General features: G+C 61.4%; 11 protein-coding genes. 6 read left to right on the top strand and 5 right to left on the bottom strand.

The genetic code is table 11. The features are described 5' to 3' along the window. Window positions 1-132 precede the first annotated feature (132 nt). Window positions 133-1,062 carry an NAD-dependent epimerase/dehydratase family protein gene (locus tag AC1MEW_RS06735; protein ID WP_201256267.1) on the bottom strand — a complete coding sequence of 310 codons (930 nt, stop codon included), beginning with the start codon at window positions 1,060-1,062 and terminating at the stop codon, window positions 133-135. Next, window positions 1,055-1,939, bottom strand: coding sequence for a sugar nucleotide-binding protein (locus tag AC1MEW_RS06730; RefSeq protein WP_201198209.1), 885 nt, complete (start codon window positions 1,937-1,939; stop codon window positions 1,055-1,057). Before AC1MEW_RS06730 ends, AC1MEW_RS06735 begins: the two co-directional genes overlap by 8 nt. 346 nt (window positions 1,940-2,285) lie before the next feature. Here AC1MEW_RS06730 and AC1MEW_RS06725 point away from each other — a divergent pair, with 346 nt between their 5' ends. Continuing rightward, entirely contained in the window at window positions 2,286-6,602 is a 4,317-nt protein-coding gene (locus tag AC1MEW_RS06725) for a DEAD/DEAH box helicase (protein WP_480425755.1), read from the top strand. Window positions 6,603-6,737: 135 nt separating this feature from the next. Here the strand turns inward: AC1MEW_RS06725 and AC1MEW_RS06720 are convergent, their stop codons facing one another. After that, on the bottom strand, window positions 6,738-8,864 hold the full coding sequence (locus tag AC1MEW_RS06720) for a mechanosensitive ion channel family protein (RefSeq protein ID WP_480425753.1): 2,127 nt from the start codon (window positions 8,862-8,864) through the stop codon (window positions 6,738-6,740). A gap of 310 nt (window positions 8,865-9,174) precedes the next feature. Between AC1MEW_RS06720 and AC1MEW_RS06715 the strand changes: the two genes are divergently transcribed. The 5 genes from AC1MEW_RS06715 to AC1MEW_RS06695 all read left to right on the top strand — a co-directional run bounded on the left by AC1MEW_RS06715 (window position 9,175) and on the right by AC1MEW_RS06695 (window position 14,572). Beyond that, window positions 9,175-10,377, top strand: a complete 1,203-nt coding sequence (locus tag AC1MEW_RS06715) for an MFS transporter (RefSeq protein WP_480425751.1) — start codon at window positions 9,175-9,177, stop codon at window positions 10,375-10,377. 212 nt (window positions 10,378-10,589) lie between these two features. Beyond that, complete coding sequence (locus tag AC1MEW_RS06710; protein ID WP_201198212.1) at window positions 10,590-11,516, top strand: DUF72 domain-containing protein; 927 nt, start codon at window positions 10,590-10,592, stop codon at window positions 11,514-11,516. Next, window positions 11,513-12,310, top strand: a complete 798-nt coding sequence (locus AC1MEW_RS06705) for an endonuclease/exonuclease/phosphatase family protein (RefSeq protein ID WP_480425748.1) — start codon at window positions 11,513-11,515, stop codon at window positions 12,308-12,310. Before AC1MEW_RS06710 ends, AC1MEW_RS06705 begins: the two co-directional genes overlap by 4 nt. Beyond that, window positions 12,307-13,599 (top strand): cardiolipin synthase ClsB, encoded by a 1,293-nt coding sequence (gene clsB, locus AC1MEW_RS06700; protein WP_322269774.1) that lies wholly within the window; start codon window positions 12,307-12,309, stop codon window positions 13,597-13,599. The genes AC1MEW_RS06705 and clsB overlap by 4 nt, the downstream gene beginning before the upstream one ends. Continuing rightward, window positions 13,586-14,572, top strand: a complete 987-nt coding sequence (locus AC1MEW_RS06695; RefSeq protein ID WP_201255378.1) for a lysylphosphatidylglycerol synthase domain-containing protein — start codon at window positions 13,586-13,588, stop codon at window positions 14,570-14,572. The genes clsB and AC1MEW_RS06695 overlap by 14 nt, the downstream gene beginning before the upstream one ends. A 111-nt stretch (window positions 14,573-14,683) precedes the next feature. Here the strand turns inward: AC1MEW_RS06695 and AC1MEW_RS06690 are convergent, their stop codons facing one another. Then, window positions 14,684-15,442 carry an alpha/beta hydrolase family protein gene (locus AC1MEW_RS06690; RefSeq protein WP_201198216.1) on the bottom strand — a complete coding sequence of 253 codons (759 nt, stop codon included), beginning with the start codon at window positions 15,440-15,442 and terminating at the stop codon, window positions 14,684-14,686. Beyond that, entirely contained in the window at window positions 15,432-16,541 is a 1,110-nt protein-coding gene (locus AC1MEW_RS06685) for a DUF3182 family protein (protein ID WP_480425745.1), read from the bottom strand. The genes AC1MEW_RS06690 and AC1MEW_RS06685 overlap by 11 nt, the downstream gene beginning before the upstream one ends. Between the last annotated feature and the right edge of the window lie 258 nt (window positions 16,542-16,799).

The raw sequence follows: 16,799 nt of genomic DNA, 5'->3' as shown, positions 1-16,799 counted from the left end.
CAGTTTTGGGGCCGCTTCGCAGCCCAACGGGGGCAAGCCCCCCCGCCACAAGTTCATCGCCTGCCAAGGCGGTGATGTTCGAGCAATAAAAAAGGCGCCTCAACAGGCGCCTTTTTCATGGCCGCGAAAAACTTAGCGACCCAACAACCGTGCCAAGCCAACGCTCATCGGGGTCTGCGCCGGATAAGTAAACCGCTCCAACAAACGCCGGTTGTTCGCCCGCGAGTGACGGATGTCACCAGAACGCGCCGGACCATAACTTACCGGCGGCAACTCACCGACCACCTGGCCAAGCGCTTCCAGCATCTGCTTGAGCGTGGTGGCCTGATTCCAGCCGACGTTGACCGCTCCAACTTCGATCTGTGGTTTCTCGATCGCCTGCACCAGCAAATCGACCAGATCTTCAACGTAAACAAAATCCCGCGTCTGCTCACCATCACCGAACACGGTGATCGGCAGGCCTTTCTGCGCACGCTCGCTGAAAATGCTGATCACCCCGGAATACGGCGAGGACGGGTCCTGGCGTGGGCCGAAGATGTTGAAGAAGCGGAACACTACCGGCTCCAGGCCATGCTGGCGGCGGTAGAAATCGAAGTAGTACTCGCCAGCCAATTTGTCCGAGGCGTACGGCGTCAGCGGCGCCTTGGCGGTGTCTTCGTCAATCGACTCACCTTCACCGTTGTTGCCGTAAACCGCCGCGCTGGAGGCAAACAACACCCGTTTTACGCCGGCCTGACGCATGGCCTCGCAGACATTCAGGGTGCCGATGAAATTGCTCTGGTGAGTCTTCACCGGATCGTCCACCGACGCCTGCACCGAGGCCACGGCGGCCAAGTGCGCGACAGCACTGCAACCGATCATCGAGCGGGCGACCAATGCCGCGTCGGCGACGTCGCCAACAATCAGTTCGACCTTGGGGTTGTCCAGCGGCAGGTTAGTGCGTTTGCCGGTGGACAGGTCATCGAGAATCCGCACCGAATGGCCTTGGGCAAGCAAGGCATCAGTGAGGTGCGAACCAATGAAACCGGCGCCGCCGGTGATTAAAACAGGGCCGTCAGCCATGGCGATAAAACCTATCCAGTAAGCCCGGGAGCGCCGCGCGCCAGGCGCGGGGCTTGATCCCGAAGGTGTGCAGAATTTTCTTGCAGGCCAGCACCGCGTGTTGCGGTTCTTCGGCAGCGTCGGGCCGCGCAGCGTGTGCCTGGGCGGTCGGCGCTTCGATGGCCAGTTCGTGCAGGTTGCGTGCTTCGGTGATGATCGCCTGCCCTAATGCCAGCGGCGTGGTCGCCTCATGTCCGGCGTAATGATAGGTGCCCCACAGCGGCGCTGCACAATCGAGTTGCTTGAGCACTGAAATGATCACCCGAGCCGCATCGTCCACCGGCGTCGGATTACCCCGGCGATCGTCGGCCATCAGCAGCTCTTCAGGCGTCTCGGCCCGGGCGAGGAAACGCCCGAGGGTGCCGTCGGGGCTGTCGTCGAGCAGCCAGCCGAAGCGCAACAACACGTGTTGCGGGCAAGTGGCACGCACGCTTTGCTCGATCCGCCACAAGGCCTGACCGCGCAGGCCCAGGGGCACCGGCTCGTCTTTTTCGCTGTAGGCCGTGGCCCGCGAGCCGTCAAACACTCGATAGCTCGAAGGCTGCAGCAGCACGATGTTGTGGTGCTGGCACAGTTCGGCCAGGCGCTCGACCGCGCGTTCTTGCCCGGCCAGACGCTGTTCACTGACCGTCTCCGCCTGGAACCAGTCGAAATAGTAGGCGAGATTGATCAGCGCGTCCGGACGGGTGTCGTCGAGCAGTTGCGTCAGGCTCGCGGCATCCCAGCCGTCTTGTGGTGGGCGGGGGGCGAGGAAACCGATGTCTTCCTCCGCACCGAGGCGAATCAGCGCCTGCCCAAGGGCATTTCCGCCGCCCAGTAACATAAGGCGCATTCGCATAGAGTCAGCAGGCCCAGTCTGATTGGAACGATGGCTGTATCGACAGCGCCGGCAGGCGATGTCGTCGATAGTTGCCGGAATCGTTGCATTTTGCGGGTTTAGTGCGCAACCGTCATCCGTAAAGTGTAGATCGCCGGAATTCGCTGCGCCTCTGTGGCGAGGGGGTTTGCCCCCGCTGGGCTGCGAAGCGGCCCCAAAAACAGGCAACCGCATTTTATCTGACGCGCCGCGTCGGCAGATTTTACGACTGCTGCGCAGCCGAGCGGGGGCAAGCCCCCTCGCCACAGGGATACCGGTCGGCTCCCAAGACTTGCATCTTCCCCACCCCGCCCGCATAAATTACTGCATGAACCTGCCCATCCCCGCAGACAGTGCCCTGGCTGGCTTTCACCCTGCCGTCAGTGCCTGGTTCAGCAAGACCTTCCCGACGGTCACCGCCGCCCAGGCTCGGGCGTGGCCGTTGATTCGCCAACGCCGTTCGACCTTGATCGCTGCGCCCACCGGTTCCGGCAAAACCCTGACCGCGTTCCTCGCCGTGCTCGACGATCTGGTTCACCAAGGGCTAGAGAACAACGGCAAGCTGCCGGACCAAACCCTGGTGGTCTACGTTTCGCCGCTCAAGGCGCTGTCCAACGACATACAGATCAACCTGCAAAACCCGCTGGCCGGCATCACCGAGCAATTGCGCGTGATGGGCCTGCCCCAATTGCAGATCAACACCGCTGTGCGTACCGGCGACACCCCGCAAAAAGATCGCTCGGCGATGCGCAAGACCGCGCCGCACATTCTGGTGACCACCCCGGAATCCCTTTACGTGCTGCTCGGTTCCGATTCCGGCCGAAAAATGCTCGGCACCACGCGCACGGTCATCGTCGACGAAATCCACGCCATCGCCGCGAGTAAACGCGGCAGCCACTTGGCGCTGAGCCTGGAGCGCTTGCAGGCGCTCTGCCCGCAACCACTGATGCGTATCGGCCTGTCTGCCACGCAAAAACCCATCGAAGCGGTCTCGCGCTTTCTCGTCGGCCGCGACCGGCCCTGCGAAATCATCGACATCGGCCACGCCCGCCCAAGGGACCTGGGCATCGAAGTGCCGCCAGTGCCGCTCTCGGCAGTGATGGCCAACGATGTTTGGGAATTGGTTTACGACCGTCTCGCCACCCTCGCTCGTGAACACCGCACCACGCTGATTTTCGTCAACACCCGGCGCCTGGCCGAACGCCTGAGCCGGCACTTGAGCGAACGTTTGGGCAAGGACGCCGTGGCCGCGCACCACGGCAGCCTGGCCAAGGAGTTTCGCCTCGACGCCGAACAACGGCTCAAACGCGGCGAGCTGCAAGTGCTGATCGCCACGGCCTCGTTGGAGTTGGGGATTGATATCGGCGATGTCGATCTGGTCTGTCAGATCGCCTCGCCGCGTTCGATTGCAGGCTTTCTGCAACGGGTCGGTCGATCCGGGCACCAGGTCGGCGGCACGCCCAAGGGCCGGTTGTTCGCCACTACCCGCGATGACTTGATCGAGTGCGCCGCGCTGCTCGACTGCGTGCGCCGGGGCGAACTCGACACGTTGCTGATCCCCGTGGCGCCGCTGGACGTGCTGGCGCAGCAGATCATCGCCGAGGTCAGTTGCCAGGAATGGCAGGAGCAGCCGCTGCTGGAAATGTTCCGCCATGCCTCGCCCTACGCCAACCTCGACGAAAAACACTATCAAGCGCTGCTGCAGATGCTTGCCGAGGGCTACAACGGTCGCCAGGGCATCCGTAGCGCTTATCTGCATCGCGACGCCGTGAGCCGCACCCTGCGCGGACGCCGTGGCGCCAAACTGACCGCCGTCACCAGTGGCGGGACGATTCCGGACAACGCCGACTACAGCGTGCTGCTGGAGCCCCAAGGGCTGAACATCGGCAGTGTCAACGAAGACTTCGCGGTGGAAAGTATCGCCGGCGACGTCTTCCAACTCGGCAACACGTCCTATCGAATCCTGCGGGTGGAAACCGGCAAGGTCCGGGTCGAAGACGCCCAAGGCCAGCCGCCGACGATTCCGTTCTGGCTCGGAGAAGCGCCGGGGCGCAGCGCGGAGTTGTCGTTTGCCGTGGCGCGCCTGCAAGCGCAACTCGATGAACTGCTCGGCGCCACCCCCGGCAATTTGCAGCCAGCGCTCGACTGGCTGACCGAAACCCTCGGCCTGAACCTGGCCAGCGCCGATCAACTGGTGGATTACCTCGCTCGCGCACGCCTGACGTTGGGCGCCCTGCCGTCTCAGGACACGCTGCTGATGGAGCGGTTTTTCGACGAGTCCGGCGGCACCCAACTGATCATCCACACCCCGTTTGGCAGCCGAATCAACCGCGCCTGGGGCCTGGCCCTGCGCAAGCGTTTTTGCCGCACCTTCAACTTTGAATTGCAGGCTGCCGCCAGTGAAGACGCCATCGTCCTGTCGCTGTCCACCAGCCACAGCTTTGAACTTGATGACGTCTGGCGCTACCTGCACAGCAACAGCGCCGAGCACCTCCTGATTCAAGCGGTGCTCGAAGCACCGTTGTTCGGCGTGCGCTGGCGCTGGAATGCCGGGGTGGCGTTGGCGCTGCCGCGTTATAGCGGCGGACGCAAAGTCCCGCCGCAGATCCAGCGGATGAAAAGCGAAGACCTGATCGCCAACGTGTTTCCCGATCAGATCGCTTGCGTCGAAAATCTTGCGGGCGAACGGGAGATTCCCGACCATCCGCTGGTGGAACAAACCCTCGACGATTGCCTGCACGAAGCCATGGACACCGAAGGCTGGCTGACACTGTTACGGCGTATGGAACGGGGCGAAATCCGCCTGATCAGCCGCGATTTGCCGGCGCCCTCGCCGCTAGCGGCAGAAATTCTCAGCGCCCGACCCTACACCTTTCTCGACGATGCGCCGCTGGAGGAACGCCGCACCCAAGCGGTGCTCAACCGGCGCTGGAGCGACCCGCAATCCACCGATGACCTCGGCGCACTGGATGCCGAAGCGATTCAAGCCGTACGCGATGAAGCCTGGCCAGCGCCCACTGGCATCGATGAAATGCATGAGGCGTTGATGAGCCTGGCGTGCATCAGCGATGCCGAAGCTAAAGCCAACCCTCATTGGCTCGATTGGCTGAATGCCCTGGCCGACAGTGGCCGCGCCAGCCGTTTGCAGATCAATGCCGGGCAATCGTTGTGGTTGGCGCTGGAGCGGTTGACCTGCCTGCGGGCGATTTATCCACAGGCGATTTTGCTGCCGCCGCTGGAAGCGTTGCCCGGTTTCGATGAAGTCTGGGAAACCGATGAAGCGGTGCTGGAAGTGATCCGTGCGCGGCTCAGTGCGTTTGGGCCGTTACCGCTGAACGCGATTGCCGAACCGCTGGGCTTACCGGCGACTCAGGTCACTCAAGCCCTGGCGCAACTGGAGCGCGAAGGCTATGTGCTGCGCGGGCAATTCAGCCCCGGCGCCGACATTGAGGAATGGTGCGAACGGCATCTGCTGGCGCGGATTCATCGCTACACGGTCAAGCGTCTGCGCCGGGAAATCGAGCCGGTGGCGTTGCAGGATTTCATGCGGTTTCTGTTCGACTGGCAGCATTTGTCCAGCGCTACACAAGGTCAGGGCAGTGCAGTGTTGCCGGCGATCATTGGTCAATTCGAAGGCTACCCCGCTGCCGCTTCAGCCTGGGACAGCGACATTCTGCCGGCGCGGCTCAAGGACTATTCGGCGAGTTGGCTGGATGACCTGTGCCGCAGCGGCAAACTGGTGTGGACACGCCTGACCGCCCGCAACAAGAGCGCCAGCACGGCGCTGCGCAGTACGCCGATTCTGCTGTTGCCGCGCAGTCAGGTCGGGTTGTGGAGCGGGCTGACCGAACAGACGCCGATCAGCGAGTTATCACCCAAAACGCAAAAGGTCTTCGAGGCGCTGAGCCAGCACGGCGCATTGTTTTTCGATGAGCTGATTCATGAAGCGCACCTGCTGCGCACCGAGCTGGAAATCGCCTTGCAGGAACTGGTGGGCGCCGGATTGGTGAATGCCGACAGCTTCGCCGGGCTGCGGGCACTGATCACCCCCGCGAGCAAACGCCAGCAACGCAGCAGCCGACGTGGGCGCGGAGCGTTTGTCGGCGGCATGGACGATGCCGGGCGCTGGGCCTTGTTGCGACGCGGGCCGCCGGCGCCGGTTGTGGATAACAAACGCCCGGCGCCGACACCCGCCGATACGCTGGAACATATCGCCATGACCTTGCTCCGGCGCTACGGCGTGGTGTTCTGGCGCTTGCTTGAGCGTGAGGCGGACTGGTTGCCGAGCTGGCGCGAATTGCTGCGCACCTTCCATCGGCTGGAAGCTCGCGGGGAGATTCGTGGCGGGCGGTTTGTCAGTGGTTTGGCGGGGGAACAGTTTGCATTGCCCGAGGCGATTCCGTTGTTGCGCGAAGTTCGGCGTCGGCCCCATGACGGGAGTTTGATAGCGGTGTGCGGGGTTGATCCGTTGAACCTTGCAGGGACGTTGCTGCCGGGAGTGAAAGTGCCGGCGCTGGCGAGTAATCGGTTGGTGTATCGAGATGGGTTGCCGGTGGCAGCGGAGATTGCCGGCAAGCAGGTTTTTTGGTTGGAGCTGGAGCAGCAGGCATCTGCCGAATTACATAGCAAACTCATCCGACATTGAGGTTGGCTGGGCAGGCCTCTTCGCGAGCAAGCCCGCTCCCACAGGGGATGTGTGTCGGTTACAAAGCTTCGGTCCGACATCGATCCACTGTGGGAGCGGGCTTGCTCGCGAAGGGGCCATCAGCACCAACCCACATCATTGAGTACGAGGCTGATCCGGCAACAACACCGGCGAATTGTCCGGCGCCGGCCCCTCTTCTTCCACTTCATCCATCCCACGCTTCGGAATAAAAACCTGCTGTGGATAAGTCTGCGCGAAATGCACCCACGGGCTGTTATCCACAAGCTTTTTCAGCCGCTGGTTAAACGCCCGGCTCACCGCATATTGCCCGCCCGAAACGGTGCGGAACTGCGCCGTCAGCACCACGCCGTTAAGGTCCATCTTATCGACGCCAAACACATCGAGCGGCCCTTGCAGGTTGTACTTGAGAAACGCGTCGTCACGGATCGAATCCCCCGCTTCGCGGATCAGCTCAATGGCCTTGTCCACGTCAGTGTCGTAGGTGAACTGCACCGAGAAAAACGCATAGGCAAACTGCCGCGATTGGTTGGTCACAGCCTTGATCTGGCCGAACGGTACCGAGTGCACAAAACCCTTGCCGTCCCGTAGGCGCAAGGTGCGGATGGTCAGGCCTTCGACGGTGCCGGCGTGGCCGGAGTCGAGTACCACCCAATCGCCGATCGACAGCGTGTCTTCGATGATGATGAACAACCCGGTGATCACGTCCTGGACCAGTTGCTGCGAGCCGAAACCGATGGCCAAACCGACCACACCGGCACCGGCCAGCAGGGGTGCGACGTTGATCCCCAGATTGGCCATGGTGGTGATCGCACAGATCACCACCAGGATGATTTTGACCGCGTTGCGCAGCAGCGGCAGGATGGTTTTTACCCGCGTACTCGGTTGGCGCGCCGCGCGTTTGCTGACCGGTGGTTTCAACGCTTCCTGAATCGCCGTGTCCATTACCACCCACAGCAGCCAAGTCACCAGGAAGATCAGACCGATGCTGCTCAGCGAATTACTGATTGCCCGGCCTATGGAATTTTCCTCTGCGAATTCGAACAGCGACACGCCCCAGATTCGCCCAAGAATCTCGATGAACGCTACCGCCATGACGATCCGCAGCAGCGCGTGCAGCAAGCTGAGAAAGCGTTCCTTGTAGGCGCTGCTGCGCTGGATTTTTTCGACTTTCCGGGATTTGAACAGGTGCTGGAAAATCGTGCTCAGGAACACCGTGGCAATCAGCAATATCGTGGTGAACAACGCACAGCGCAGGACTTTTTGATTGTCCTCGCCGACGCCGATCAGATTGATCGCCGAGACCATCACCATCAACAGAATCGGCCAGTACCAGAGCCCGGAAAAGATCCGCAGGGATTCTTGCAGCGACGGTTGTTTGAGCCGTTGGGCCAACGGGCGGTTGCGGATCAGATGCGCCACCGGACGTCTTAGACGGATGACCAGATAACCGAAGATGATCGAGGCAAACAACCCGGTAAACACTGCGACGCTGCTGGTGATATTGCCACCCAGTTGCCGGGCGATCTGCGGACTGGTCAAGGCATCGCTAAGCGCTGCGAGGAAGCCGATCAGGAACAGTGGTTTGGGGCCGTAGTCACGAATGATCTGCACCGCTGGGCGCTTGTGGCCGGTGTTGAACATGACGATCACGCAGAGCAGCATCGAGGTCGAGAAAATGCCGCTGCTGGTGGCGTAGGCAAAACACAGCGCCAGTGCTCGGCCGGCCGAGGCAGGCAGGAAGTGGCTGACATAAAGGGTCAGTGGCAGGCTGGCGATCGCCGGTAGCGTGTATGGCATCAAATAGCCGAGCAAGTCCTGGCTGCGTTGGCGGGTGCGCAGCCAGTGACCCTGGACCAGGCGCTTGGCCGCGAGGCCGCCGAGGACCGTGAGCAAGGCAAAGGTGCCGAGCCAGACGCCGGACAGCATCAGGAAATCGCCGGCCACACTCCAGCCGGAACGCGTCGAGGGCTGGTTGACCAGTTTGTCGACTTCATCGGCCGCCCGATCGGCCCGCAGGCGCCATGCGTCCACCAGGTTTTCGTTGAGGTCGAGTTTGTCCTGCACGTCGTCGATGCTGGAACTGATGGCCCCGAGCAGCCCGCCCTGGACCAGCGGCTCAGGCTTGGCCGGTGCTTGTGCGGTAGCAGCAGCGGGAATGCCCGGCAGCGTGGCGGCTTCGAGCTCACCGCTGCCCAGAATCAGCAGCGCCCCCAGCAGTATCGCGGTCTTGATCTTGAACAAAACGCGGAGCTCCTTGAAAAGGGTCTGTAAGGAACTGATCGGGAAATGGCGGGCAAGTTCGGTTTTGACCGCGAGATAGCAGTCACCGCAGTTCCCATGTGGGAGCGGGCTTGCTCGCGAAAGCGGTCATTCATTCAACATTGATGCTGACTGACCCAACGCTTTCGCGAGCAAGCCCGCTCCCACAGGGTCTGTGTTGCCTGGTCGATCTTTGCGCACCAGGCAAATATCAAATGCCTACCCCTGTATTTTTCCGCACAACCCAAACCCCGACACTGCGCTCCATCAATCACCCACCGGAGTTGCAGTCATGCCCATTGCCTTGCTCGCGCTGACCCTCAGCGCCTTTGCCATCGGGACGACCGAGTTCGTCATCGTTGGCCTGTTACCTACCATTGGCGCCGACCTCGGTGTCAGCCTGCCGTCCGCCGGCCTGTTGGTCAGCCTCTACGCCCTGGGTGTCGCCATCGGCGCCCCGGTGCTGACCGCCCTCACCGGCAAAGTCCCACGCAAATTGCTGCTGTTGTCGCTGATGGTGCTGTTCACCCTCGGCAACCTGCTGGCTTGGAAAGCGCCGAGCTACGAATCGCTGATCATCGCGCGGATCGTCACCGGCCTGGCCCACGGGGTGTTTTTCTCGATTGGCTCGACCATCGCCACCAGCCTGGTGCCGAAAGAAAAAGCCGCCAGCGCGATCGCCATCATGTTCACCGGCCTGACCGTGGCGCTGGTCACTGGCGTGCCTTTGGGGACCTTCATCGGTCAACATTTCGGCTGGCGTGAAACCTTCCTCGCCGTGTCGGCGTTGGGTGTGATCGCGTTTATCGGCAGCCTGATCTACGTGCCGAAAAACATCGCCCATAGCAAACCCGCCTCGCTGTTGCAGCAATTGCAGGTGCTCAAACAGCCACGCCTGTTGTTGGTGTACGCCATGACCGCGGTCGGTTACGGCGGCTCGTTCATTGCCTTCACCTTCCTGGCACCGATTCTTCAAGACATCTCCGGTTTCAGCGCCAGCACCGTCAGCCTGGTGTTGCTGGTGTACGGCATCTCGGTGGCGGTCGGTAACATCTGGGGCGGCAAACTGGCAGACAAACGTGGCCCGATCAGCGCCCTGAAAATCATCTTCGCCCTGCTCGCTGCGGTGTTGTTTGTGTTGACCTTCACTGCCGGCAATCCATGGCTGGCGCTCGCTACCGTGCTGGTCTGGGGCGCGGTCGCGTTCGGCAACGTGCCGGGGTTGCAGGTGTATGTGGTGCGTCAGGCCGAGCATCACACCCCGCATGCGGTGGACGTGGCTTCCGGGCTGAACATCGCAGCGTTCAACCTCGGGATTGCCGGGGGAGCGTGGGGTGGTGGTTTGATCGTCGCGAATATGGGGCTGATTCACACCGCGTGGATTGGTGGGCTGGTGGTGTTGGTGGCCCTGGCGTTGACGATGTGGAGTGGGCGTCTTGATGGGTTGGGTCCGGTCTACGCCGAAAGCACAACGCGCATCGTCGTCGGTCACTAAACCCTGTGGGAGCGCGCTTGCTCGCGAATACGGTGGATCAGTCAGCATTAATGTTGCCTGACACACTGCTTTCGCGAGCAAGCCCGCTCCCACAGTTGATCGAGGGTGATCCTCCAAGTGTTTACCGTCTGTAGTCCCGTCGAAACTTTCTGGTTTGCCCGGCAGTCATCCAAAGACAACGGCAGTAAGAGGGTCATTCGACGGGAGGGCACATGGCGGCGATTCATATCGGAATTTCAGGCTGGCGCTACACACCGTGGCGCGGGGGCTTCTACCCGAAGGGGTTGACCCAAAAGCGCGAATTGCAATTCGCCTCGCGGGCCGTCAACAGCATCGAAATCAATGGATCGTTCTACGCCCTGCAACGGCCCGAACGTTATGCCCTGTGGTACAGCGAAACCCCGCCGGGCTTCGTCTTCAGCGTCAAGGCCCCGCGTTTTATCACTCACATCAAACGCCTGCGGGACATCCATAAACCCCTGGCGAATTTCTTCGCCTCCGGGGTGCTGGAGCTCAAGGAAAAACTCGGCCCGATCCTCTGGCAATTCCCGCCCAGTTTCAAATTCGACGCCGAGTTGTTTGAACATTTCCTCGAACAACTGCCCCACAACACCGAGCAGGCCGCCACCCTCGCCCGTCAGCATGATTCGCACTTGCACGGCCACGCCAGCCTGAAGGCCCACGGGAAAAAGCCGCTGCGCCACGCCGTGGAAATTCGCAACGAGAGCTTCGTCGACCCGGCCTTCATTCGCCTGCTCAAGCGCTACAACGCTGCCCTGGTGATCGCCGACACCGCCGGCAAATGGCCGTACCGCGAAGACCTCACCAGCGATTTCGTCTACCTGCGGCTGCACGGTGCCGAAGAGCTCTACGCCAGCGGCTACACGCCCCAGGCGCTGAAACATTGGGGCGACCGGATCGACGCCTGGAATCACGGCCAGCAACCGAGCGACCCACACTTGATCGCGCCAAGACAAAAGCCCAAGGCGCGCAAATCCCGGGAAGTGTTCTGCTACTTCGATAACGACATCAAAGTCCGCGCGCCCTTCGACGCCCGCAGCCTGCTGGAGCGTTTCCATCTCGACAAAGACCTCGCCACCCGCCCCGGCGAACCTGCTGCCGAAGGCGTGCTGCCATGAGCATTTCCGAACCGGTCGGCGTCACCGACGAGCAGCAATCCATCATCGCTACCGTACGCCGGTTTACCGTGCTGACGGTCAACACTCACAAGGGCTTCACCGCGTTCAACCGGCGCTTCATCCTGCCCGAGCTGCGTGAAGCGGTGCGCAGTGTGTCCGCCGACGTGGTGTTTTTGCAGGAAGTCCACGGCACCCACGAACAGCATCCCCAGCGCTACAGCAACTGGCCGATGATGCCGCAATACGAATTCCTCGCCGACACGCTGTGGCCGCAGTTCGCCTATGGCCGCAACGCGGTGTACCCGGCGGGCGATCACGGCAATGCGTTGCTGTCGAAATTCCAGATCATCCGCCACGACAACCTCGACGTGTCCATCAGCGGTCACGAAAACCGTGGCTTGCTGCATTGCGTGCTGCGCCTGCCCGGTGACGGCCAGGAAGTACACGCCATTTGTGTGCACCTCGGGCTGCATGAAGCGCACCGCACGGAGCAACTGAAGCTGCTGGCCCGGCGCATCGCAGAGCTGCCAGGCGATGCGCCGGTGATCGTCGCGGGCGACTTCAATGACTGGCGCCAACGGGCCGATACCGTGCTCAAACTCTGTGGCTTGCGCGAAGTCTTCGCCGAACACCAGGGCAAACCGGCCCGCAGTTTTCCGGCGCGCTGGCCGGTATTGCGCCTGGACCGCATCTACGTGCGCAACCTCAAGGCCAGCCGTCCGCAAGTGCTGGCGGCGCGGCCCTGGTCACATCTTTCCGACCATGCCCCGCTGTCGGTGGAGATCGAGCTATGAACAATCCCTCGATGGAAAAAGCCACTGCGGAACAGATTTCCGCGCCGCCGCGGGGCGAGCCGGCGGCGGTCGACGTTGTCTACGGCTGGCACGGGAACAACCGGGTCGAACTGCTGGAAAATGGTGAGGCGTACTTTCCACGAGTGTTTGAGGCGTTGCGCCAGGCCCAGACTGAAATCCTGCTGGAGACCTTCATTCTGTTCGAGGACAAGGTCGGCAATGAGCTTCAGCAGATTCTGATTGAAGCGGCCGGGCGTGGCGTGCGCACCACCGTCAGCCTCGACGGCTTTGGTTGCGGCGAGTTGAGCACTGGTTTCCTCGCCGACCTGAACAAGGCCGGCGTGCATATCCAGATGTTCGACCCGGCGCCCAAGCATCTGGGCATCCGCACCAATTGGTTCCGGCGCTTGCACCGCAAGATTGTGGTGGTCGACGGCACGATTGCGTTCCTTGGCGGGATCAACTTTTCCGCCGACCATTTGGCCGATTTCGGCCCCGAGGCCAAGCAGGATTTTGCCGTTGAAGTACAAGGCCCGGCGGTGGCGGACATTCATCACTTCGCGCTTCTGCAAAGTGGTCGCCCGGCCCGGGCCAAGTATTGGTGGCAACGGCGCAAGCAACGGCGTGCGGAACTGGCATTCAACGACCATGACGGTCAGGTTCGGCTGGTCTACCGCGACAACGGCGACCATCGCACCGACATCGAGGAGGTTTACCGGCAAGTGTTGCGCAGTGCTCAGCGCCGCGTCGTGATCGCCAACGCCTACTTCTTTCCCGGTTTTCGTCTGCTGCGCGAGATCCGCAATGCCGCGCGCCGTGGCGTCGATGTGCGGCTGATTCTGCAAGGTCAGCCAGACATGCTGGTGGCGAAGATTGCCGCGCACATGACCTACGACTATTTGCTCAAGGCCGGCGTGCAGATTCACGAATATGGCGACCGCCCGTTGCACGGCAAAGTCGCACTGGTGGACGAGGACTGGAGCACGGTTGGTTCGAGCAACCTCGACCCGTTGAGCCTGTCGATGAACCTGGAAGCCAATGTGTTGATCCGCGATCGCGCGTTCAACCGCGAACTGTTCAAGCGCCTTGAAGATTTGAGTAATAACCACTGCAAAGCCATATCCCCGGACAGCGCCCCGCGCGGGCGGGTCTGGCACATGACCGTCGGTTTTCTGGTGTTTCACTTCCTGCGGCATTTTCCGGCATGGGCCGGGTGGCTGCCGGCGCACAAGCCACGCTTGAAACCCTTCATCCATCGGGCCGGGAGCGACAGCCATGAGCCGCGCTGAAGCGCACGCCGCCGCCCACGCCGAGCGCCAAAACAAGTCCCGTTGGAGTCGCTGGAAAACGCCGCTGACGGTGCTGTTTTTCCTCGCGCTGATCGTGCTGTTCACGATGCTCGCCCAGCGTATCGAATGGAACGAAGTGTTCGACACCCTGGCCGATTTCAAGGTGCGCACGCTGATCATCGCCTCAGGGCTGACGCTGTTGAGCTTTCTGGTTTACGCCTGTTTCGATCTGATCGGCCGCACCTACATTCGCCAGGACCTGACCTGGAAACAGATCTTGCCGGTGGGGATCATCAGCTACGCCTTCAACCTCAACCTGAGTGCCTGGGTCGGCGGCATCGCCATGCGTTATCGACTGTATTCGCGGCTCGGGGTGAGCAAAGGCAACATCGCGAAAATCCTCGGCTTGAGCCTGGCGACCAATTGGTTTGGCTACATGGTGATTGCCGGCGCAGTGTTCAGCAGCGGTCTGGTGCGAATGCCGCCGGGCTGGAAGTTGAGCAGTGATGCGTTGCAAGACGTCGGGGTTTTATTGTTGGTGGTGAGCGCGGGGTATCTGGCGGCGTGCCAGTTTTCCAAGCGGCGGGAATGGGCGATTCGCGGGGTGGAAATTAATCTGCCGTCGCTGCGCATGGCGGTGCTGCAACTGGCGCTTGGGGCGCTGAACTGGTCGTTGATGGCGGCGGTGATTTTCACTCTGCTGCCGAGCAAGCTCGACTATCCGCTGGTGCTGGGGGTGTTGTTGATCAGTGCGATTGCCGGGGTCATTACGCACATTCCGGCGGGGCTTGGGGTGCTGGAGGCGGTGTTTGTGGCGCTGCTGCAACATGAGGCATCGCGCGGGAGTCTGGTAGCGGGGTTGCTGGCTTATCGGGCGATTTATTTCATTTTGCCGTTGTTGATTACGCTGGTGATGTATTTGGTGGTGGAGGCCAAGGCGAAGGCGTTGCGGATTGAGAAGAAGCCTTCTTGAGACGTGTGGTGAAGCGAATGCCGCCTTCGCGAGCAAGCCCGTTCCCACATTTGATCGCGGTCTAATGTGGGAGCGGGCTTGCTCGCGAATGATCGTGAGACCACCACACATTCAACTGGATTGAATAATGCTCAACCGCTCACCCACCACCATTTCCGTAATCCAGTCCACCAGGATCGAGGTGTAGGCCTGTTGCGAAATGGGGTCGCTGAGGGCGTGATCGGCGCCGTCGATGATGCGGTGAGTCAGCGAATGAGTCTGCTGGCACGCCGCCCGATAACTCATGATGGTCGCGTGAGGGATGTGGTCGTCGGTCTCCGATTCGACCAACAACACATCCCCGGTAAACGCCGCGCAGGCATGCAGCGCCCGATTGTTGTCGGCGTGCACCAGAGTGCTGCGGTAATCGAGCAAATCCACCTTATCCAGATCGCGCTTGGGCGTGTGCCATTGTTCGTCGCGATACAGCGCCGGCACCCGCAGCGCCAGCCAGCGCACCGGGCGCAACGAGGTGAGAATCGCAGCCAGATAACCACCGTAACTGGTGCCCACCACCGCAATCGCCGAGGTGTCGAGGGCCGGGTGTGCGAGCAAGCGGTCATAGGCTGCTAGCAGGTCACGCAGGTTGTCATCGCGGGTCACTTTCGACAACGAAATGCCAGTGCCACCGGTATGCCCGCGCAGGTCGAATGTCAAACAGACGCAACCCAAACCGGCGATGCCTTTAGCCCGCTCCAGGTCCCGCTCCTGACTGCCGCCCCAGCCGTGCACAAATAGCACGCCCGGGACTTTCGATTTGGGACTGAGCACGTGCCCGACCATTTGTTCGCCGTCAATGTCGATTCCAATGGTTTCGCTTCTAGCCGTCATAGGATTTAACCGTTACGTACTTGAGAAGAAAGTCGCCGTTTTCCGCCGGGCCGCGATACACCTCGATGGCGTCCGCCGGCAGCGGCTGGTCGATGTAGGTCTCCACCGAAGACACGCAAATCGCGGGCATCCCAGGGTCGTTGACGAAACTCTGCAACGCCGCGACTTCGGCGCTGCTGGCACCGCCCATGCGCCAGGATTGTTCGAGCACGCCGCTGCGCTGCTTGCCGTTACTGTCCAGGCCTTGGGCGATGTCGTAGTTGCGTCGCGAGGCGTAGAAACCGGGATAGGCTTCGTCGGCGGCACTGTCGAACACCTGGGCTTGCTGGATCGCCAACCGCACATCGTCGGGCAATTCCAGTTTCAGTAAGTCTTCGTAGTAGCCCTGCACCACCAGCAGGTTGGAACCACCATAGACCTGCTCGCCCTGACTGTCCTCGGTCAAGTATTGATCACCGCAGTAGCTCAACACTTTATCGCCGATGAACGCCTGGCCGACGCTGTGGGTGACGACCTTTTGCAGATCCTGCTCCAACACTACGCCTTCGGTGAAGAGCTGTTCGGCGTCGGGCCGGGCGAGGATGGCGTCGAACTGGTCGAGGCTCTTGATCACTTCCTGACCACGCCCGGCGCAGGCGTGAATCGGCTTGAGGCGGATCGGCCCGCTGTAGAGCAAGTGCTCCGCCGCCGGCCGGGCGTCCTCAAGGGAAAATACGCTGAGACCATCGAGCACGACACTGCGCACCCGCTCGGAAAACAGCGGCGACCAGCCTTGCGGCGCATGAGCCAACCTATTGAGCAAACCGTGGCTGATGGCTTTGGTGCAGATGAAGTCATGGTCGACGTAGCCGCCCCACAAATCTTCGGGTCCTTTGACGCCCAATTGCTGAGCGGCCGCCGCGCCCACCAGCGTCTGGGTTGGTAGCAGGTAAAGATCACGACCACTGTGGAGTTCGAGGTCGTAGCTGCCGCCGTACTTGAGCCCGAGGATCTGCGCCAGCCAACGGGCCAGCGCACGATTGGTTTCGACTTCGTGCAACGGGGCTTGCGGTCGCACGGAATGGGCAACGACCAGTTTTTTGCGATTTGTTGGGGTCATGCGTCCCCCTCAATCTGCGCTTGATGAATGTAACTGGAGGGGTGCAGAGATCAGGCCAACGGTGGCTGAGGGCAAACGGCTTTCAAATCAGTCGCTTGCTCAAACGGTGATGGCGTTGAGCCTGTTTGATTCTGCACGAAGGCCTTCAAGACTCCGGCATTTTGCACGACCGGAGCCTTACACAAATCCAATGTGGGAGCGGCGGTACGACGATTCGACTTGCTCGCGAAGGCGATGTGTCAGGCAACATTTATATTG

Source organism: Pseudomonas sp. ASL4, assembly GCF_056680395.1.
Note: the sequence above shows the minus strand (reverse complement) of the source record. Positions and strands in the feature narration are given on the sequence as shown.